The sequence below is a fragment of the Acidovorax sp. NO-1 genome (assembly GCF_000238595.1).
Taxonomy (GTDB): domain Bacteria; phylum Pseudomonadota; class Gammaproteobacteria; order Burkholderiales; family Burkholderiaceae_C; genus Acidovorax.
This window is the reverse complement of the sequence record NZ_AGTS01000072.1, coordinates 58,667-73,436: the sequence shown is the minus strand read 5'-3', so window position 1 is coordinate 73,436 and position 14,770 is coordinate 58,667. Positions and strand designations below refer to the sequence as shown.

Annotated in this window: 12 protein-coding genes and 1 pseudogene; 1 reads left to right on the top strand and 12 read right to left on the bottom strand. The window is 67.5% G+C overall.

The window, feature by feature from the left end; all coding sequences use genetic code 11:
* Positions 1-194: 194 nt before the first annotated feature.
* The 8 genes and pseudogenes from KYG_RS08395 to KYG_RS08360 form a co-directional block, all read right to left on the bottom strand.
* Positions 195-1,181 carry a threonine dehydratase gene (locus tag KYG_RS08395; protein WP_008904438.1) on the bottom strand — a complete coding sequence of 329 codons (987 nt, stop codon included), beginning with the start codon at positions 1,179-1,181 and terminating at the stop codon, positions 195-197.
* Positions 1,178-1,900 carry a VOC family protein gene (locus KYG_RS08390; protein ID WP_008904437.1) on the bottom strand — a complete coding sequence of 241 codons (723 nt, stop codon included), beginning with the start codon at positions 1,898-1,900 and terminating at the stop codon, positions 1,178-1,180. The genes KYG_RS08395 and KYG_RS08390 overlap by 4 nt, the downstream gene beginning before the upstream one ends.
* A complete protein-coding gene (locus KYG_RS08385) occupies positions 1,897-2,772 on the bottom strand; it encodes a PhzF family phenazine biosynthesis protein (RefSeq protein WP_008904436.1) in 876 nt (291 codons plus the stop codon). The genes KYG_RS08390 and KYG_RS08385 overlap by 4 nt, the downstream gene beginning before the upstream one ends.
* Positions 2,773-2,831: 59 nt before the next feature.
* Positions 2,832-3,694, bottom strand: a pseudogene (locus KYG_RS08380) (PhzF family phenazine biosynthesis protein).
* Between the two features lie 12 nt (positions 3,695-3,706).
* The gene (locus KYG_RS08375) at positions 3,707-4,336 is read right to left on the bottom strand and encodes a glutathione S-transferase (protein WP_034693772.1); all 630 of its coding nucleotides are present in this window, start codon (positions 4,334-4,336) and stop codon (positions 3,707-3,709) included.
* Positions 4,337-4,482: 146 nt separating this feature from the next.
* Positions 4,483-5,688 carry a PLP-dependent aminotransferase family protein gene (locus KYG_RS08370; RefSeq protein WP_008904432.1) on the bottom strand — a complete coding sequence of 402 codons (1,206 nt, stop codon included), beginning with the start codon at positions 5,686-5,688 and terminating at the stop codon, positions 4,483-4,485.
* Between the two features lie 121 nt (positions 5,689-5,809).
* Complete coding sequence (locus KYG_RS08365) at positions 5,810-6,715, bottom strand: DMT family transporter (protein WP_008904431.1); 906 nt, start codon at positions 6,713-6,715, stop codon at positions 5,810-5,812.
* A complete protein-coding gene (locus KYG_RS08360; RefSeq protein ID WP_008904430.1) occupies positions 6,712-7,326 on the bottom strand; it encodes a LysE family translocator in 615 nt (204 codons plus the stop codon). Before KYG_RS08360 ends, KYG_RS08365 begins: the two co-directional genes overlap by 4 nt.
* A gap of 167 nt (positions 7,327-7,493) precedes the next feature.
* Between KYG_RS08360 and KYG_RS08355 the strand changes: the two genes are divergently transcribed.
* Positions 7,494-8,993 carry a PLP-dependent aminotransferase family protein gene (locus KYG_RS08355; protein ID WP_008904429.1) on the top strand — a complete coding sequence of 500 codons (1,500 nt, stop codon included), beginning with the start codon at positions 7,494-7,496 and terminating at the stop codon, positions 8,991-8,993.
* Positions 8,994-9,069: 76 nt separating this feature from the next.
* On the opposite strand, the gene KYG_RS08350 is transcribed toward KYG_RS08355, so the two are convergent.
* From KYG_RS08350 to flgJ, 4 genes are all read right to left on the bottom strand, one after another.
* A complete protein-coding gene (locus KYG_RS08350; RefSeq protein WP_008904428.1) occupies positions 9,070-10,302 on the bottom strand; it encodes an HDOD domain-containing protein in 1,233 nt (410 codons plus the stop codon).
* Between the two features lie 64 nt (positions 10,303-10,366).
* Positions 10,367-11,620: a flagellar hook-associated protein FlgL gene (gene flgL, locus KYG_RS08345; protein ID WP_008904427.1), complete on the bottom strand. Its 1,254-nt coding sequence runs from the start codon at positions 11,618-11,620 to the stop codon at positions 10,367-10,369.
* Between the two features lie 20 nt (positions 11,621-11,640).
* Positions 11,641-13,659 carry a flagellar hook-associated protein FlgK gene (gene flgK / locus KYG_RS08340; RefSeq protein WP_008904426.1) on the bottom strand — a complete coding sequence of 673 codons (2,019 nt, stop codon included), beginning with the start codon at positions 13,657-13,659 and terminating at the stop codon, positions 11,641-11,643.
* Positions 13,660-13,834: 175 nt separating this feature from the next.
* A complete protein-coding gene (gene flgJ, locus KYG_RS08335) occupies positions 13,835-14,755 on the bottom strand; it encodes a flagellar assembly peptidoglycan hydrolase FlgJ (protein WP_008904425.1) in 921 nt (306 codons plus the stop codon).
* Positions 14,756-14,770: the final 15 nt, after the last annotated feature.

Below are 14,770 nucleotides of genomic sequence, written 5' to 3'. Positions count from 1 at the left end.
AGGTGGCTGCGGATGGGGAGACTATGGTGGGGCGGTGCGGATGGCGTCAAACGCCATCATGAAAATTTCAAGGAATGAAACGGAAGATCGGGTAAACCCTTTCGCAAGCAGCATGAATGGGCCGCCTTTGCGGTTGCGCTGGCGTAGGCAGCTGAAGTTTGGTTTTGATAGGCAAAACACCCGGGCATCACGTTTCAGTGCGCCGACAGCATTCCTGCGAAAACCGGCGCGTCCACGTTGGCGCCGGTCAGGGCCACGCCCACGTTCTGGCCGGCCAGGCTCTGCCTTTCCTGCAGCGCCGCTGCAAAACCCGCCGCGCCTGCGCCCTCGGCCACGTTGTGCGTGTCGGTGAACAGGGCGCACATGGCGGCAGCCACCTCGGCGTCGCTCACCTGCACGATGTGGTCGATGTGGGGCGCCATCACGGCCAGGGCCTCGGCATCGGCCACGCGGCAGGCCATGCCGTCGGCGAGCTCTGTGGTGACGGGAGCCTCCACCACGCGACCCGCCGCGAGCGAATCTGCATAGGTGGTGGCGTGGCTGCTGACGACGCCCACCACGCGCACGGGGTGCTGCAGTGCCAGCTTGGCAGCGATGGCCGAGCATGCGCCCGAGCCCTGGCCGATGGGCACGTACACCACATCCAGCTGCGGCACGGCGCGCAAGAATTCCCACCAGTAGGTGCTCACGCCGCGCAGCAGGTCGGGGTGGAAGCTGGGCACCACGTGCGCGCCCCGCCGGGCGGCCAATTGCATCGCGCGTTCGCGCGCTTCCTGAAAGTCGTTGCCGTGCTCGATGAGCGTGACGCCCAGTGCGCGCATGGCGGCGTTCTTCTCGACCGAGTTGCCACGCGGAACGACGATGGTGCAGGCCACGCCGTGGCGGCGCGCGGACCAGCCCATGCTCTGGCCGTGGTTGCCGCGTGTGGCGCTGATCACCTCAGAGGGCAGCGCGCCGCGCTGGGCGAGCTGGTCGAAGTAGGTCAGCCCGCCACGGATCTTGAAGGCGCCCACGGGCGTGTGGTTTTCGTGCTTGAGCCAGCAGTCGGTGCCCAGGCGCGCACTCAGCAGGCTCCAGCGGTACTGGGGCGTGGCGGCAAATTCGCGGTACACGACCTCGGCGGCGGCTTCGATCTCGGCCAGTGTGGGCAGCAAGGCGGTGGGGTCGAGGCGGGTGTTCATGCGGCGGCTTTCTTTTCGGGCAAAGACGACAGGGTGACCGGGCCCAGCGGCGTGGCCAACAGTGCAGTGAGACGGGGCGCGCTACCTGCAGCGACGGCGGCCAGCGGGCCGACACCGATGGCGTCACATGCGGCCTGCAGCGTGGTGGCCTGCGGGTGCTGCAGCGTGAGCCGCTGCAGCTGCACGCCGCTGGCGGGCAGGCTGTCGCAGGGGTGCGTGCTGCCCCACTGGATCAGGGTGGGCAGGCAGCCGTCCATCAGGCGCAGACCGTCGTCCCGCACCGTGATCTGCCACTGCAGCAGGCCGTTCGGCGTGGGACGGCTGGCGGTGATGATGGCGCCGCGTTCGATGTCCAGCGCCGCCAGTGCTGCGCACTGCGCGGCCACCTCCGGCACGGAGGCCACCCAGTGAATGAGCTGCGGGCCGTGCTCTGCCACCTGCTGCTGCAAGGCGGCATCATCCATGTCAAACCAGCGTCTGGCGCTTGCTGGTATTGCGGGAATAGCTTCTCTATTAATAGCAATGATCTCCAGGTAGGCGCGTGGATGCACCGGGCTCCCGACATTGAAGATGCGGTTGTGTGTGCCCATCAGCGGGTGTTCGCCGCCCTCTGTGGGGGTGATGCCCAGCGTGCGTTTGCACCAGGCCACTCCGCTCGCCAGGTCGGCCGCCAGCACCACCAGATGGTCCACGCAGGGCGCGCAGGGGGATGTGGTCACAGCAACACCTCGCCCGACACGCAGGTGACCGAGCTGCCGCCCACCCAGATGGTGTCGCCGTCCTGCTCCACATATACGCGCCCGGCGCGCCCCAGGCAGGTGCCTTGGGCGGCCACATACTGCGTGGGTGCCAGCCCGGCGCCGATGAGCCACTGCGCCAGTGCGGCGTTGAGGCTCCCGGTCACGGGGTCTTCGGCCAGGCCGTTGTTGCCGGGGAAGAAGGCGCGCACTTCAAATGCGATGCCCTCGGCATCGGTGCTGCCGATGACGCCGACTTTTCCGCGCGGGCCCACCACGCCCACGTCGAGCTGGCCGAGGATGCTGGCGTCGGGCTTGAGCGCCAGCACCTGCTCGCCGCTGCGCAACATCACGCCGCGCCAGTTGGGTCCGTTGTCGCACCAGGCGTGGTGCAGGATGTCGCTGCGCGCCACGCCCAGGCCCTTCGCAATCACTGCCACATCTGCTTCAGCGAGCGGGCCGCTCCTGATCAGCGGAGGCGCAGCAAAGGCCAGGCGCTCGCCGTCCTGCCGCAGCGTGACCAGGCCCACGCCGCATTCCTGCACCACCTTGTCTGACGCCTGCGGCTGGCCGCCCGCCCGCAGCCAAGCGTGGCAGCTGCCCAGCGTGGGGTGGCCGGCAAAAGGTAGTTCGCGCCCGGGGCAGAAGATGCGCACGCGGTAGTCGGCGCCGGCGGCGCGGCCTTCGGGCGTGGGGGGCAGCACAAAGGTGGCTTCGGACAGGTTGGTCCAGTTGGTGAACTCCTGCATGGCTTCGGTGCTGAGGCCGGAGCCGTCCAGCACCACGGCCAGAGGGTTGCCACGGTAGGGCTGCCCGGTGAAGACATCAACTTGCTGGAAAGGGCGTTGGTGCATGGTGGTCAAGTCCTGTGTTGAAAAACGCTGAAATGATGGAAGTGCCGGGCACGCCGGGATCACAGCAACACCACCCCTTCAATGCAGGTGACGGCACGGCCGCCCACCCAGATCTGGAGATCATCGTCCTGGCGGATGTGCACGCGGCCCGCGCGGCCCAGGCATTCGCCCTGGGCCACCAGGTAGCTGCGGGGGGCCAGGCCAACGGCAATCAGCCATTCGGCCAGGCTCGCGTTGAGGGTGCCCGTCACCGGGTCTTCAGGGTTGCCCATGGGGGCGGCAAACGCGCGCACCACCACGCCGGGCTGGGCGGTGTTGCTGGCGGCGGGGCCCACGTGGATCACGCCCACGTCCTGGCCCAGGTCCTTCAGGCGGGCGTGGTCCGGGTGCAGGCCCAGCACCGTGTCGGCGCTGTCGAGCAGCAGGCCCAGCCACACGGGGCCGTTGTCCAGCATCTGTGCACCCAGAATCTGCTGCGGGCGCAGGCCCAGGGCGCTCGCGATCAGCGGCACCAGCGCGGGGCTGGGGGCGCTGCGCTTGAGCGGGGGGCGGCAAACGCCAGGGTGTCGCCGCTCAGGGCAATGCGCACCAGGCCCAGCGCGCATTCCTGGATCACCATGCCGTCCTGCTGCGGGCGGTGGCCCGCCTGCAGCCAGGCGTGGCAGGTGCCCAGCGTGGGGTGGCCCGCAAAAGGCAGCTCGCCATTGGGGCTGAAGATGCGCAGGCGGTAGTCGGCCCCGGCCGCGCGCCCGGCGTCGGTGGGCGGCATTAAAAAGGTGGTTTCCGACAGGTTGGTCCAGGCCGCAAAGCGGCGCATGTCGCTGTCGCTCAGGCCCTCGGCATCCAGCACCACGGCCACAGGGTTGCCGTAGCCGGGGCGGTCGCTGAAGACATCGATTTGCTTGAAGGGGCGCTGGTGCATGGTGAGGCGCGGTCAGGAGAGGGGTTGGTCCAGGACCCCGCGGGCGCCGGGGCGGGTGCTGACCGTGTTGTACCACCGCTCCAGGTGGGGGCGTGCGGTGCGATCTTGCGGCAGGCTCCACCAGCGGTGGATCTCGCAACCCACCGGGATGTCGGCCATCGTGAACCGCTCACCCGCCATGAAGGGCTGGCGGGCCAGGTGGGCGTCCAGCAGGGCCAGCAGGGGCTCCGTCGCCGCCACCGATGCGGCAATCAGTGCATCGTTGCGCTGGGCCGCGGGCGTGCGTATCCACTGAATGAAGGCATCGCGCCCGGCGGGGTTCAGCGTGGTCTGCTGCCAGTCCATCCACTGCTCGGCCACAAAGCGCGTGGGCAGGTCTTCGGGGTACAGGTTGCCCAGCGAATGTCGGGCGCACAGGTAGCGCACGATGGCGTTGGACTCCCACAGGGTCACGCCCGTGTCCTCGTCCTCGATCAGCGGCACCAGGCCATTGGGGTTGAGGCCCAGGTAGCGCGCCTCGCGCACGATGCCGTACTGGCCGCCCGCGTCGGTGCGCTGCACTGAAGGCAGGCCCAGCTCCTGCACGGCCCACACGACCTTGCGCACGTTGATGGACGACATCCTTCCCCAGACTCTTAGCATGCTTGATGGACTTTCATGGTGCGTCGCGCGACCCCGGGTGCATGAAGAAGGCGCGATCATCCGAGGTAGCCGCGTAACTGGCTTCGCCAGGCCGCTGGCTGCGTCCCCCTCCCGCGCAGCGAGAGAGGGGGAAGCGGCGCAGCCGCTCAGGGGGCGGCATCCTTGATCGCTGCCGCCAGCGCCGCGATGCCGGTGGCGATCTGCTCGACGGTGGAGGTCACGAACGACAGCCGCAGGGTGCGGTGGTCGGCGTTGTCGGCATAGAAGGCCGCGCCGGGCACAAAGGCCACATTGCGCTCCACGGCCTTGGGCAGCAGATCAATGGCGCTCATGCCTTCCGGCAGGCGCACCCACAGGAACATGCCGCCGTCGGGGCGGTTCCAGTGCACGGAGAGGCCCTGCATTTCCTTGTCGAGTGCGGCCAGCATGGCCTCGCACTGCTGCTTGTAGAGCGCGCGGATGGTGGGCACGTGGCGGTCCAGGAAGCCGTCCTTCATCACTTCGGCCACCAGTCGCTGGTTGTAGCCGGGCGTGTGCAGGTCGGCCGCCTGCTTGGCCTGCAGCAGCTTGGGGTACACGGCCTTGGGCGCCACGATGTAGCCCAGGCGCAGGCCGGGGGCCAGCACCTTGGAGAACGAGCCCATGTAGATGCAGCCCTCGGGGTTGCGGGCCGTGAGCGGGGCCGGCGGCGGGGCGTCGAACCACAGGTCGCCGTAGGGGTTGTCTTCCACCAGGGGCAGGTTCAGCTCGGCGGCGGCGGCCACCAGCTCGGCGCGGCGCGCATCGCTCATGGTGCGGCCCGTGGGGTTCTGGAAGTTGGGCAGAACGTACAGAAAGCGCGCCTTGTTCGCGCCCGTGCCCACCTTGGCGCGCAGATCGTCGATCAGCACGCCCTGGTCGTCGCTGGCCACGGACACCACGTTGGGCTCCATGGGCGTGAAGGCCTGCAGCGCGCCCAGGTAGGTGGGCGTTTCCACCAGCACGCGGCTATCGGTGTCGATGAGGATCTTGGCGATCAGGTCCAGCGCCTGCTGCGAGCCGGTGGTGATCAGGATCTGGTCGGCGTCCACGTCCCAGGGCAAAAAGTCGGCAATCGCCTGGCGCAGCGGTGCATAGCCTTCGCTGGCGGCGTATTGCAGGGCGGCGGGGCCATCGTTGGCCAGCACAGCGGCCGAGGCGGCGGCAAACGCGGAGACCGGGAAGGTCTTGGGTGATGGCAGGCCACCCGCCAGGCTGATGATGCCGGGCTTTTCTGTGACCTTCAGGATTTCGCGGATGACCGAGGGGTTCATGCGCTCGGCACGGCGTGCCAGGGTCCAGGTGCTGGTGGTGGGAAGGTCGTTCAGTTTCACTCTCGTCTCCTGCGGGCGGCCGCCGTGGCCGCTACGGTTGCTAAGTTGTTCAAAAATGAGGGCGCGGCAAGGCCGCCCGTGGGGGTGGCGCATTGTCGGGCACGGTTGGGTAGGCGGCACTTCATGGGGTGTTTCCTGCCGCGCGCACCGGCATCTTCTTGCCGACAAACACCGTGGCGATCACGGCCAGCGCAAAACCCACCGTGACGGCGTCCAGCCGCTCGCCCAGCAGGGGCACGGCAAACAGCATGCCCAGAAACGGTTGCACCAGTTGCACCTGGCTCACACGCACCGTGCCCCCCAGGGCCAGCCCCCGGTACCAGGCAAAAAAGCCCAGCCACATCGAAAACACCGCAACGTACGCAAAACCCCACCAGGCAGACGCCTGCACGGCCCCTTCCGGGCGCGCCAGCACACTGGCGGGCAAGGTGATGGGCAGGGAGATGACCAAGGCCCAGCAGATCACATGCTCGGCCCGCATGCGTTGCGACAGCCGGGCGCCATAGCCGTATCCCACAGCGGCACAGGCCATCGCAGCGAGCAGCAGCGCATCCGCGGGGTGCAGGGCCATGCCGGCGCTGCCCGAGCGCAGCAGCGCAAACCCCACCACCAGGCCGCTGCCCACGGCGGCGCAGAGCCAAAAGCCTGCAGAGGGGCGCTGACGGTGCAGCAGCGCGCCCACCGCCGCCGTGGCCAGCGGCAGCACGCCCACAATCACGCTGGCGTGCACGGCCTCCACATAGCGCATGGCCACCGAGGTGAACAGCGGGAAGCCGAACACCACCCCCGCCGCCGTGATGGCCAGCGGCCACCAGTCGGCACGCCGCGGCCATGGAGCGCGGGTGGCTAGCAGAAACAGGCCGGACAGCCCTGCAGCCACCACGGCACGGCCCAGTGCAATGAAAACACCCGACATCTGCGGCGCCTCGGGCGTGCCCACGGCCAGGCGCGTCATGGGCAAGGTCAGCGCAAAGATGGTGACGCCCAGCAGTCCGAGCCACAGTCCCCGGATTTCATCGGCCTTCATAGCGTCAGCATCCACAGTGCGGTCGCGGCAAGCACCAGCGACAGCAGGCGGTTGAACCACAGAAGGCGGCTCCCCTGGGCGAGCCACTGGCGCAGCAGCGAGCCAATCAGTGCATAGGCAAAGTTGCTGGTGAACGCAAAACCCATCATCACCACGCAGATGATGGCCAGCCGCTCGCCGGGGTTGGGCGCGGGCTGCCCGGCGGCGTTGACCACCCAGCCGGCGCTCAGGGTGAGGGCCAGCATCCAGGCCTTGATGTTGACAAACTGCAGGCCCACCCCCTGCCAGAACGTCACGTTCAGGTGCGTGGTGTCGATCTCTGCCATCTTGCCCGCTCGGCACAGCTTCCAGGCCAGCCAGAGCATGTAGGCCACGCCCAGCAGCGTCACGCCCCAGCGCAGCGCGGGCACGCCGGTGATCAGCGCCCCCAGCCCCAGGCCGCTGCCCAGCATGAGCAGCGTCCAGCCCGTGGGCACCGCAAGGCAAAAGCGCAGTGCCCGCCTGAGCCCCAGGTTGGCCGCCAGCGCGGTGGACAAGGTGGTGTTGGGCCCCGGCGAAAAGCTCATGGCGGTGCAAAACAGCAGCAGGGCGGTGAGTTCGGCGGCGCTCATGGGGGCAGGGTGGGGGCAGAGTGGGGGAGGCACTTGTGGCGGGGCGGTCTTCAATGTAATCTTCTCACCAGTACACAACCAGTACAGACAGCCGACGCAGTTGCAAAACTGTATTGCCCGGCAGGACAGTACACAGGCGCTGGCGGCGCGCGCTCCGGGGGCATTCGATGTTGATGAAATCTTCCACCCAGTCACTCACCGAGCAATTGTCGGCCCGGTTTGCCGAGCGCATCCGCAACCGCCTCATGGCGCCCGGCGCGCGTTTGCCGTCGGTGCGCCAGTGCGCGCAGCAGCATGGCGTGAGCCCGTCCACAGTGGTGGCCGCTTATGACACTCTGCTGGCACAGGGGCTGGTGGAGGCGCGCAAGAACCGGGGATTCTTTGTGCGTGAAAGTGGGCTCGCCCCGCGCGGGCCGGACCTGCCCGCCGGTGCGCAGGCCCGGCCCGCCGACGTTGCGCTGGAGAGCGCTGCCGGCAACTGGAGCACCGCCCACGGGTTGGCAGCACGTGCTGCCGGGCGCGCCGCTGCAGGGGTGTCGCCCGTCAACGCCACGGCGCTGATCCGGGGGATGTTCCACAAGGTCAGCGACAAGCCGCAGCCCGGCATGGGGGTCTTCCCGCCCGAGTGGCTGGAGTCCACCTTCATGCCCGCTGCGGTGCGCAAGGTCACCAACTCGCGCAGCCTGCAGGATTTTTCGCTGCAGTATGGAGAGCCGCTGGGCGATGCGGGGCTGCGGTGCGTGCTGGCCAAAAGGCTTTCCACGCTCAACGTGCACACGGTGCCCGAGCACATCATCACCACGGTGGGCGCCACGCACGCGCTGGACATCGTGAGCCGCACCCTGCTGCGCCCGGGCGACCCGGTGATGGTGGAGGAGCCCGGCTGGGCCGTGGAGTTTGCGCGCCTGGCGGCGCTGGGCATGCACATCCTGCCCGTGCCGCGCCGCGCCGACGGGCCCGACCTGGAGGTGATGGCCCGCTACTGCGAGGTGCACAAGCCCAAGCTCTACGTGAGCGTGAGCGTGTTCCACAACCCCACGGGCTATTGCCTCACGCCGGGCAGCGCGCACCGCATCCTGCAGCTGGCCAACCAGCACAACTTTTACGTGGTGGAGGACGACACCTACAGCCACATCGCGCCCGAGCATGCCACGCGCCTCACGGCGCTCGACGGCCTCTCACGCACCATCTACGTGAGCGGCTTTGCCAAGATCCTCGCGCCCAACTGGCGCATCGGTTTCATGGCCGCGCCGCCCGCACTGGTGGAGCAACTGCTCGACACCAAGCTGCTGGCCACGCTGACCACGCCTGCGCTGCTGGAAAAGGCCCTTGCCCTGTGCATCGAGCAGGGCCAGCTGCGCCGCCACGCCGAACGCATCCGCACGCGGCTGGATGCCGCGCGCGCCCGCAGCGTGAAACTGGCGCTGGGCGCAGGCTGCACGTTTGCAGCCGAACCGGTGGGCCTGTTTGGCTGGGTGGAAACGGGGGTGGATACCGACGCGCTGTCGCAGCGCATGCTCGACGAGGGCTATCTGCTGGCGCCTGGCGCGCTGTTCCACGCCGAGCGCAAACCCAGCACGCTGATGCGCATCAACTTCGCCACCACACAGGACGCGGCGTTCTGGAAGGTCTTCCAGCGGGTGCGGGCCGAGCAGCAGGGGCGTTGACGGAACAGCGCCCCGAGATGTTAAAAATGATAGCTGCTAGCGCTTGATGGATAAGCGCTTACGGCCAAAAACATGCTTATTTTCGCTCTACGTCGAGGTCGGCAAGAACGCGCAGCAACGCGCGGTTGACCTCTTCGAGATCCATCTCGAAGGTTTCGCACAGCTGGCGGATCGCGCTGGCGTCGTCCGTCTCCAGCGCGCAGGCCATTTGCAGGCCGCCGGTGTAGGGGCCGGTGTTCAGCACGGTGGCGTCATAGATGCGTTCGGACAATGGCAGGCGGCGCAAGATGGTGCCCAGCGGCTCGCCCAGCAGTTCGTCGATGTGCGAGAGCAGGCCACACAGGTAGATCTCGCGCCGCAGGTCGTGCTCGATCCCGGCATCAAGCAGGTGCGCAGTCAGCCGGGCGCGCATCACCATGGTTTCGCGCACCGGGTGCATGTTGGGGTCGGTGCTGGCATGGGGCAGCTGGTCGGACAGCCAGCGCTTGATGGAGCTGTACCCCATCATCACCAGCCCGCGCCGCAGCGAGTCGATGCCGGTGCGCAGGCCCAGGGCCGCCGAGTTGGTGTAGACCATGAAGCGGTACGCCAGCAGCGGGTCTTCGCCCATGATGTCTTCAAACGTTTCCAGCGATTGCTCGGCGTCAATCGCCTTCATCAGCTTGAAGATCACCGCGTGCGAAGGTTGCTGGGGATGGTGGCGCAGGCCGTACAGCACGTCTTCCGATGGCCAGCCCGCCAGGGCCAGCGCGTTGCTGTGGTCCAGGCACAGCTCCATCAGCGCCCGGCTTGCCACGCCCTCGTACATCTGTCCCGCCAGCACCGGGCTTGCGGCGCGCGGCGCTTGCGGCGTTGCGCCCGGGCGGGCAGGGGGGGCGGCCTGCAGCGCGGCTGCGGCATCTTCGGGGCGCAGGGTGAGCAGGCTGTTGTCAAAACAGCGCGCCACATCGGCTTCGGGCAACTGGTGGGCGCCACCGCGCCACACCAGCTTGAGCCCCCGCTGGTGCGCCGCCCGCACCCGTGCGTAGATCGCGGAATCGGACAGCCAGTCTCCGCGCACCTCGATCCACGGCGCACCGCGCGGCGCATGCTCCAGCAGGTCGCACAGCAGCTGGCGTGTCTGGGCCGATATGAGCAGCGGCGGCGAGCTGGCGGTCCACAGCTCCTGCAGGGTGCGCAGCAGATGCGCTGCATCCACCGCAACCGATGCTTCGTTGTGCGCGTAAAGCTGGATGCCCGCCAGCTTGCGGGTGCGGTTCCACAAAGGGCGGTAGCCCAGGATGAGGCTGCCAAGAACGGATTGGGCCATGTGCTCTCAGGCAATGTAATGGGCCCTGGTCACGGAGTGCCTCCTGCACCCCCGCAAACGGGCATTAACCGATGTAGTTGAACAGCGAGAGTCTCTGAACCTGCGCGTAAGACTTGAGCGCAGCCTCGTAGCCTACCTGCTGGTTCTGGAAGTCCGAAATGCCCTTGATCATATCGAGATCTTCGGCCCGCGAGCGGTCGCCTTCCAGCTGTACGGAGCGCTTTTCCTGGTCGCCCGTGATGCGGTCTGCGCGGTTGAGCAACTCGCCCGCGTAACCGCGCATGTTGTGCAGGCGTTCCAGCCCGATGTCCATGTTGGCCAGGGCCTGCCCCACTGCCTGGATGGCCGCATTGCTGTTGGGCGCGTCGCGGATGTCGCGGATGGCGCTGTCCAGCGTGCTGAATATGCTGGGGCTCGGCTGCAGCGTGATGGTGTCGCCGTTGGCCGGGTTGCCGGTGATGGTGAAGCTCAGCCCCGGAATGTCGGTCATGGCGATGGTCAACGGCTTGTCCGAGGGGTAGTCGGGCACAGTCACGGGTGCAGATATAGCACCGGTGGTTGTGTTGGTAAGGGTGTAGGTCGCGGTGCTGGTGCCCGGCGTCGCACCCGGGCCCACGGCGCTGAAGGCGATGGTGTAGTTGTCGCCCGTGACCAGTGACTTGTCCACCGGGGTGACGGCGGACGTCGTGAGCTGCCGGGTGTTCGGGATGGCGCTCACCGCCGCGTTGTAAACGCCGTCGCGCTGCGGGTTGAACATGAAGGCAGAGTCTCCGTCCAGCATGCCCGGGATGGTCACCCCGGTGCTGGAGGTTTGCCCCGGCAGGCCGGCGAAGCTGTAGTCTGGCGTGGTGGTCAGCGGGCCCAGGAAAGGTGCCAGGGCGCTGCCCAGCGCGCCCAGCAGTGGGACCCCGTTGGTGTCCTTGCGGTTGGCCACTTCAACCATCTGCTCGCGCAGCCCCTGCAGCTGGTTGGCGATGGTGACCCGGTCATTGGGCGTCAGGGTGGCACTGCCGGCACTCACCGTCAGCTCCCGGAAGTTCTGCATCAGCCCGATCGCATCACCCAGCGCAGACTCGGCCTGGGCAATGGCGTTGCGCTGGGTTTCCAGTGCGCGCTGCTCGGTCTGGATGCGCGCCAGGCGGTTGATGGCCCGCTCTGCCTGCGCAGCCGACACCGGATCGTCGCTGGGTCGCACCACCCGTTTTCCGGAGGTCAGGTTTTCCTGCAGGTTCGACAGCGAGGTGTGCCGCTGGCCGATGTTGCGCAGTGCCGTGTCGTACTGGTTGGCGGTGCTCACCCGGTAGAGAGAGTTGCTCATGGAGGACTCCGTTCAGGCCGTCAGCGGCCCAGACCCTGGATCAGGGTGTCGAAAATGTTCTGCGCAATCTGCAGCATCTTGGCAGATGCCTGGTAGGCCTGCTGGAACTGGATCAGGCGGGCAGCTTCCTCATCGAGGTTGACGCCCGAGACGGCCGTGCGGTCGCGCTCCAGATTGGCGGCAATGGCGGACGAGAGCTCCGCCGCGTACTGCGCGCTCTGCGTGCGTGTGCCGACCTGCGCCATGGCGCTGGCAAACCCGTCGGACAGGGTTGCGCCGTCGAACATGGGTACGTCACGCAGGTCCATCAGGCTGCGGGCGTTGCCCGCGTCGCGCTTGTACCAGTCACCATATTGCGGATCGAGTGCGTTCCCCACGGTGACAGTGTCGCCTGGCTTGGGAGTGCCGCTGATCGTCATCTGCCAACCATTGAAATTGATCGGCTGGCCGGAGATGAAGGGCTGCGCTGCAGCCACCACGGTGGGCGGGTTGGTGCCGCGGTCCAGCACGTCGAAGGTGGAAGGCGTGCCCGCGTTGAACTGCAGCTGGATGCCGCCTGCGATGGGAGGTACGGCCGTGGGGTTGGCATTGGGTGGGAGCACCAGCCCTGGCGGGTTGGGCAACCCTGTGGCTTTGAGGCCGGCCAATTGCAGTGTGCCGGTGTTGTTGGGGCCCATGGCCGCGTTGATGGGGTTTGCCGCAGCCAGGTCGGCGGGAGAATACTGCAGGGATTGCAGCAGTGCCGCCGCGCCCACCATCGGGTTCGCCAGAAACCTGTCGCCAGCTGCCGCGCCCGCAAACGCGCCGGGCGGCGCACCGCCGTCATTAAGGGCCAGGCCGTTGTTGCCCATGATGGTCGATAGTTCGCCCAGGTTGGCGAAAACGAACACCTTGTTGTCCGAGTGGCGTGTCACCGACCCGGCGGCCGCGCCTGTGAAGGCGATCTCGAAGCTGGACGCCTGCAGCCTGGTGGGGTCGGCCACCTGCAGCCCCATCGTGGCACCCGATGTGTTGGCGCTGCCGGTGACGGCATTGCCCAGGCTGATGGGGGCAAACAGGTTTTCACCGGGGGTGCCGTCCAGCGTCAGCCCCAGCCGGTTCTGCGTGTTCATCGACTCGCTGATGGCGATGGCCATGCGCCCGAGCAGATTGCGCCCTTCGGCCAGATCGTTGTTCTGAAAGCGCAGCAGGCCCGCCACCTGGCCGCCGCCCAGCATGCTTTCGTTCAGCTCCACCTTGGTGGCCGAGCCGGGTTGCTGGAAGGTGAGCACCTTCTTGCCGCTGCCCGCGCCAAAATCCGCGGGGTCCTCGATCGACAGCAGGGCAGCCTTGTTGCCCAGCACCAGGGGCTGGCTGCCAGCCACAAAAACGCTGACCGAGCCGTCATCGGCAGCCACCTGTGCTGTCTGGATGTGCTGGTTCAGGTCGCGGATCAGCTGGTCGCGCTGGTCCAGCAGGTCATTGGCGGGCTGGCCGTTGCCTTTGGCCCGGGCAATCTGCTCGTTCACGGCGGCAATGCTCTTGGCCAGGCTGTTGACCGCGATCATGCTGCCCTTGAGCTGCTCGGCCACGGTGTAGCCGATCTCGTCGAGCCGTTGCGAGGCATCGCGCATGCGCGCGGCGGTTTCGTCCATGCGCGTCAGGGCCACGCTGCGGGCCGTGAGGTCCGTGGGCGAGCTCACCACATCCGACAGGGCATTCATCATGTCGTTGATGGACGCGCCGATGCCGCTCGGGCCACCGCTAAAGACTTCCTGCAGCTGGCGCAAGCGGGCCATGCGCACGGTGTCGCCCGCGTCCACCGAGGACGCCGCCGTCGCCTGCCGCGTGAGCAGCTCGCTGTGGTTGCGCAAGATGGTCTGCACGTCCACGCCCTTGCCGATGTAGCCACCGCCGGTGAACTGGCCTTGCACAGTCTGCAGCACCACGGTCTGGCGCGAGTAGCCTGCGGTGCTGACATTGGCGATGTTGTGGCCGGCGGTCTGCAGGGCCACCTGGTTGGCCAGCAGGGCGCGGGCGCCCACGTTAAGCAGGCTCATGACTCACCTCGCATTTCAGTGATCCCCAGCGCTGCCTGCACCCGCAGCGCGTGAGACTGGCGCGGCCCTAGCCAGTGCCCCCGCGCAAGGGCCGCCCCGCCGCGCTGGGGGCGTCCCCCTCCCGCGAAGCGAGAGAGGGAGAAGGCGCGAAGCGACTCAGGGGGTGTTTGCATGGTCAAGCCTGCGCCCGCTGCGCGCGCAGCACGCTGTTGATCGCGCCACTTAGCTTTCTGGCGTATTCGGGGTCGGTGGCGTAACCCGCCTTTTGCAACGCCGAGGCATAGGCCATGGCCGAGCCAGACTTGGCCACAGACTCGGCCTTCTCGTAGCGCGGGCTTTCCTTGATCAGGCGGGCGTAGTCGCGGAAAGAATCCTCGTACGAGTCGTAGGCGCGGAACTTGGCTGTCACCTTCTGGGCCTTGCCGTTGATGTATTCGGTGGTGGTGATCTCGGCCACCTTGCCCGTCCAGGCCTTGGTGGCCTTGATGCCGAACAGGTTGAACGAATTGGAGCCGTCCTTGTGGCGGATCTCGCTCTTGCCCCAGCCGGTTTCGTGCCCGGCCTGGCCCAGCATGAAGCTTGCGGGAATGCCGCTTTCCTGCGCCACGCGTTCGGCCGTGCCGCTCAGGTGCTGCACAAAGCCATCGCGGCCCCTGGGGACCTGGGTCGTGGCTTCGGCAGGCATCGATGTGGAGGGCAATGTTGCACGGGACTGCGCCTGCGGCAGGCTGAGCGTGGAGGGCACCGAGAAGTTGGCGTCGGCACCGCCCATCTGGCGCGAGAGCTGGCGTGCAATCGCCTCCGACAGCCCGCCCTGCATGCCCGACATGCTGATCGACAGCTGCTGGTCGAGCATGTCCTGGCCGAGGTTGGCCTGCTCGCCCTCCATGAGGCCCGATTTCATCGTGGCGTCGCGCATGCTCTTGATCAGCTCGCGCATGAACAGCGACTCGAACTGCTTGGCCACCTCGCGCGTGGCCTGCGCGCTGTTGGCCGCGCCCGCGTCGAACTTGAGTGCGTTGAGCGAGCGGATGTCCACCGCCAGCGCATTCGTTGTGCTGCTGGTCGTGCTGGATGAAGGCAAAGTGAGGGCCATGGTTGCTCCTCCGGG

Excerpts from the sequence above, each read along its gene's own strand:
- KYG_RS08385 (WP_008904436.1), bottom strand. The coding sequence starts at position 2,772 with ATGCACCAACGCCCTTTCCAGCAAGTTGATGTCTTCACCGGGCAGCCC.
- flgJ (WP_008904425.1), bottom strand. The coding sequence starts at position 14,755 with ATGGCCCTCACTTTGCCTTCATCCAGCACGACCAGCAGCACAACGAAT.
- KYG_RS08365 (WP_008904431.1), bottom strand. The coding sequence starts at position 6,715 with ATGAAGGCCGATGAAATCCGGGGACTGTGGCTCGGACTGCTGGGCGTC.
- KYG_RS08360 (WP_008904430.1), bottom strand. The coding sequence starts at position 7,326 with ATGAGCGCCGCCGAACTCACCGCCCTGCTGCTGTTTTGCACCGCCATG.
- KYG_RS08395 (WP_008904438.1), bottom strand. The coding sequence starts at position 1,181 with ATGAACACCCGCCTCGACCCCACCGCCTTGCTGCCCACACTGGCCGAG.
- KYG_RS08350 (WP_008904428.1), bottom strand. The coding sequence starts at position 10,302 with ATGGCCCAATCCGTTCTTGGCAGCCTCATCCTGGGCTACCGCCCTTTG.
- KYG_RS08375 (WP_034693772.1), bottom strand. The coding sequence starts at position 4,336 with ATGCTAAGAGTCTGGGGAAGGATGTCGTCCATCAACGTGCGCAAGGTC.
- KYG_RS08355 (WP_008904429.1), top strand. The coding sequence starts at position 7,494 with ATGTTGATGAAATCTTCCACCCAGTCACTCACCGAGCAATTGTCGGCC.
- flgK (WP_008904426.1), bottom strand. The coding sequence starts at position 13,659 with ATGAGCCTGCTTAACGTGGGCGCCCGCGCCCTGCTGGCCAACCAGGTG.
- flgL (WP_008904427.1), bottom strand. The coding sequence starts at position 11,620 with ATGAGCAACTCTCTCTACCGGGTGAGCACCGCCAACCAGTACGACACG.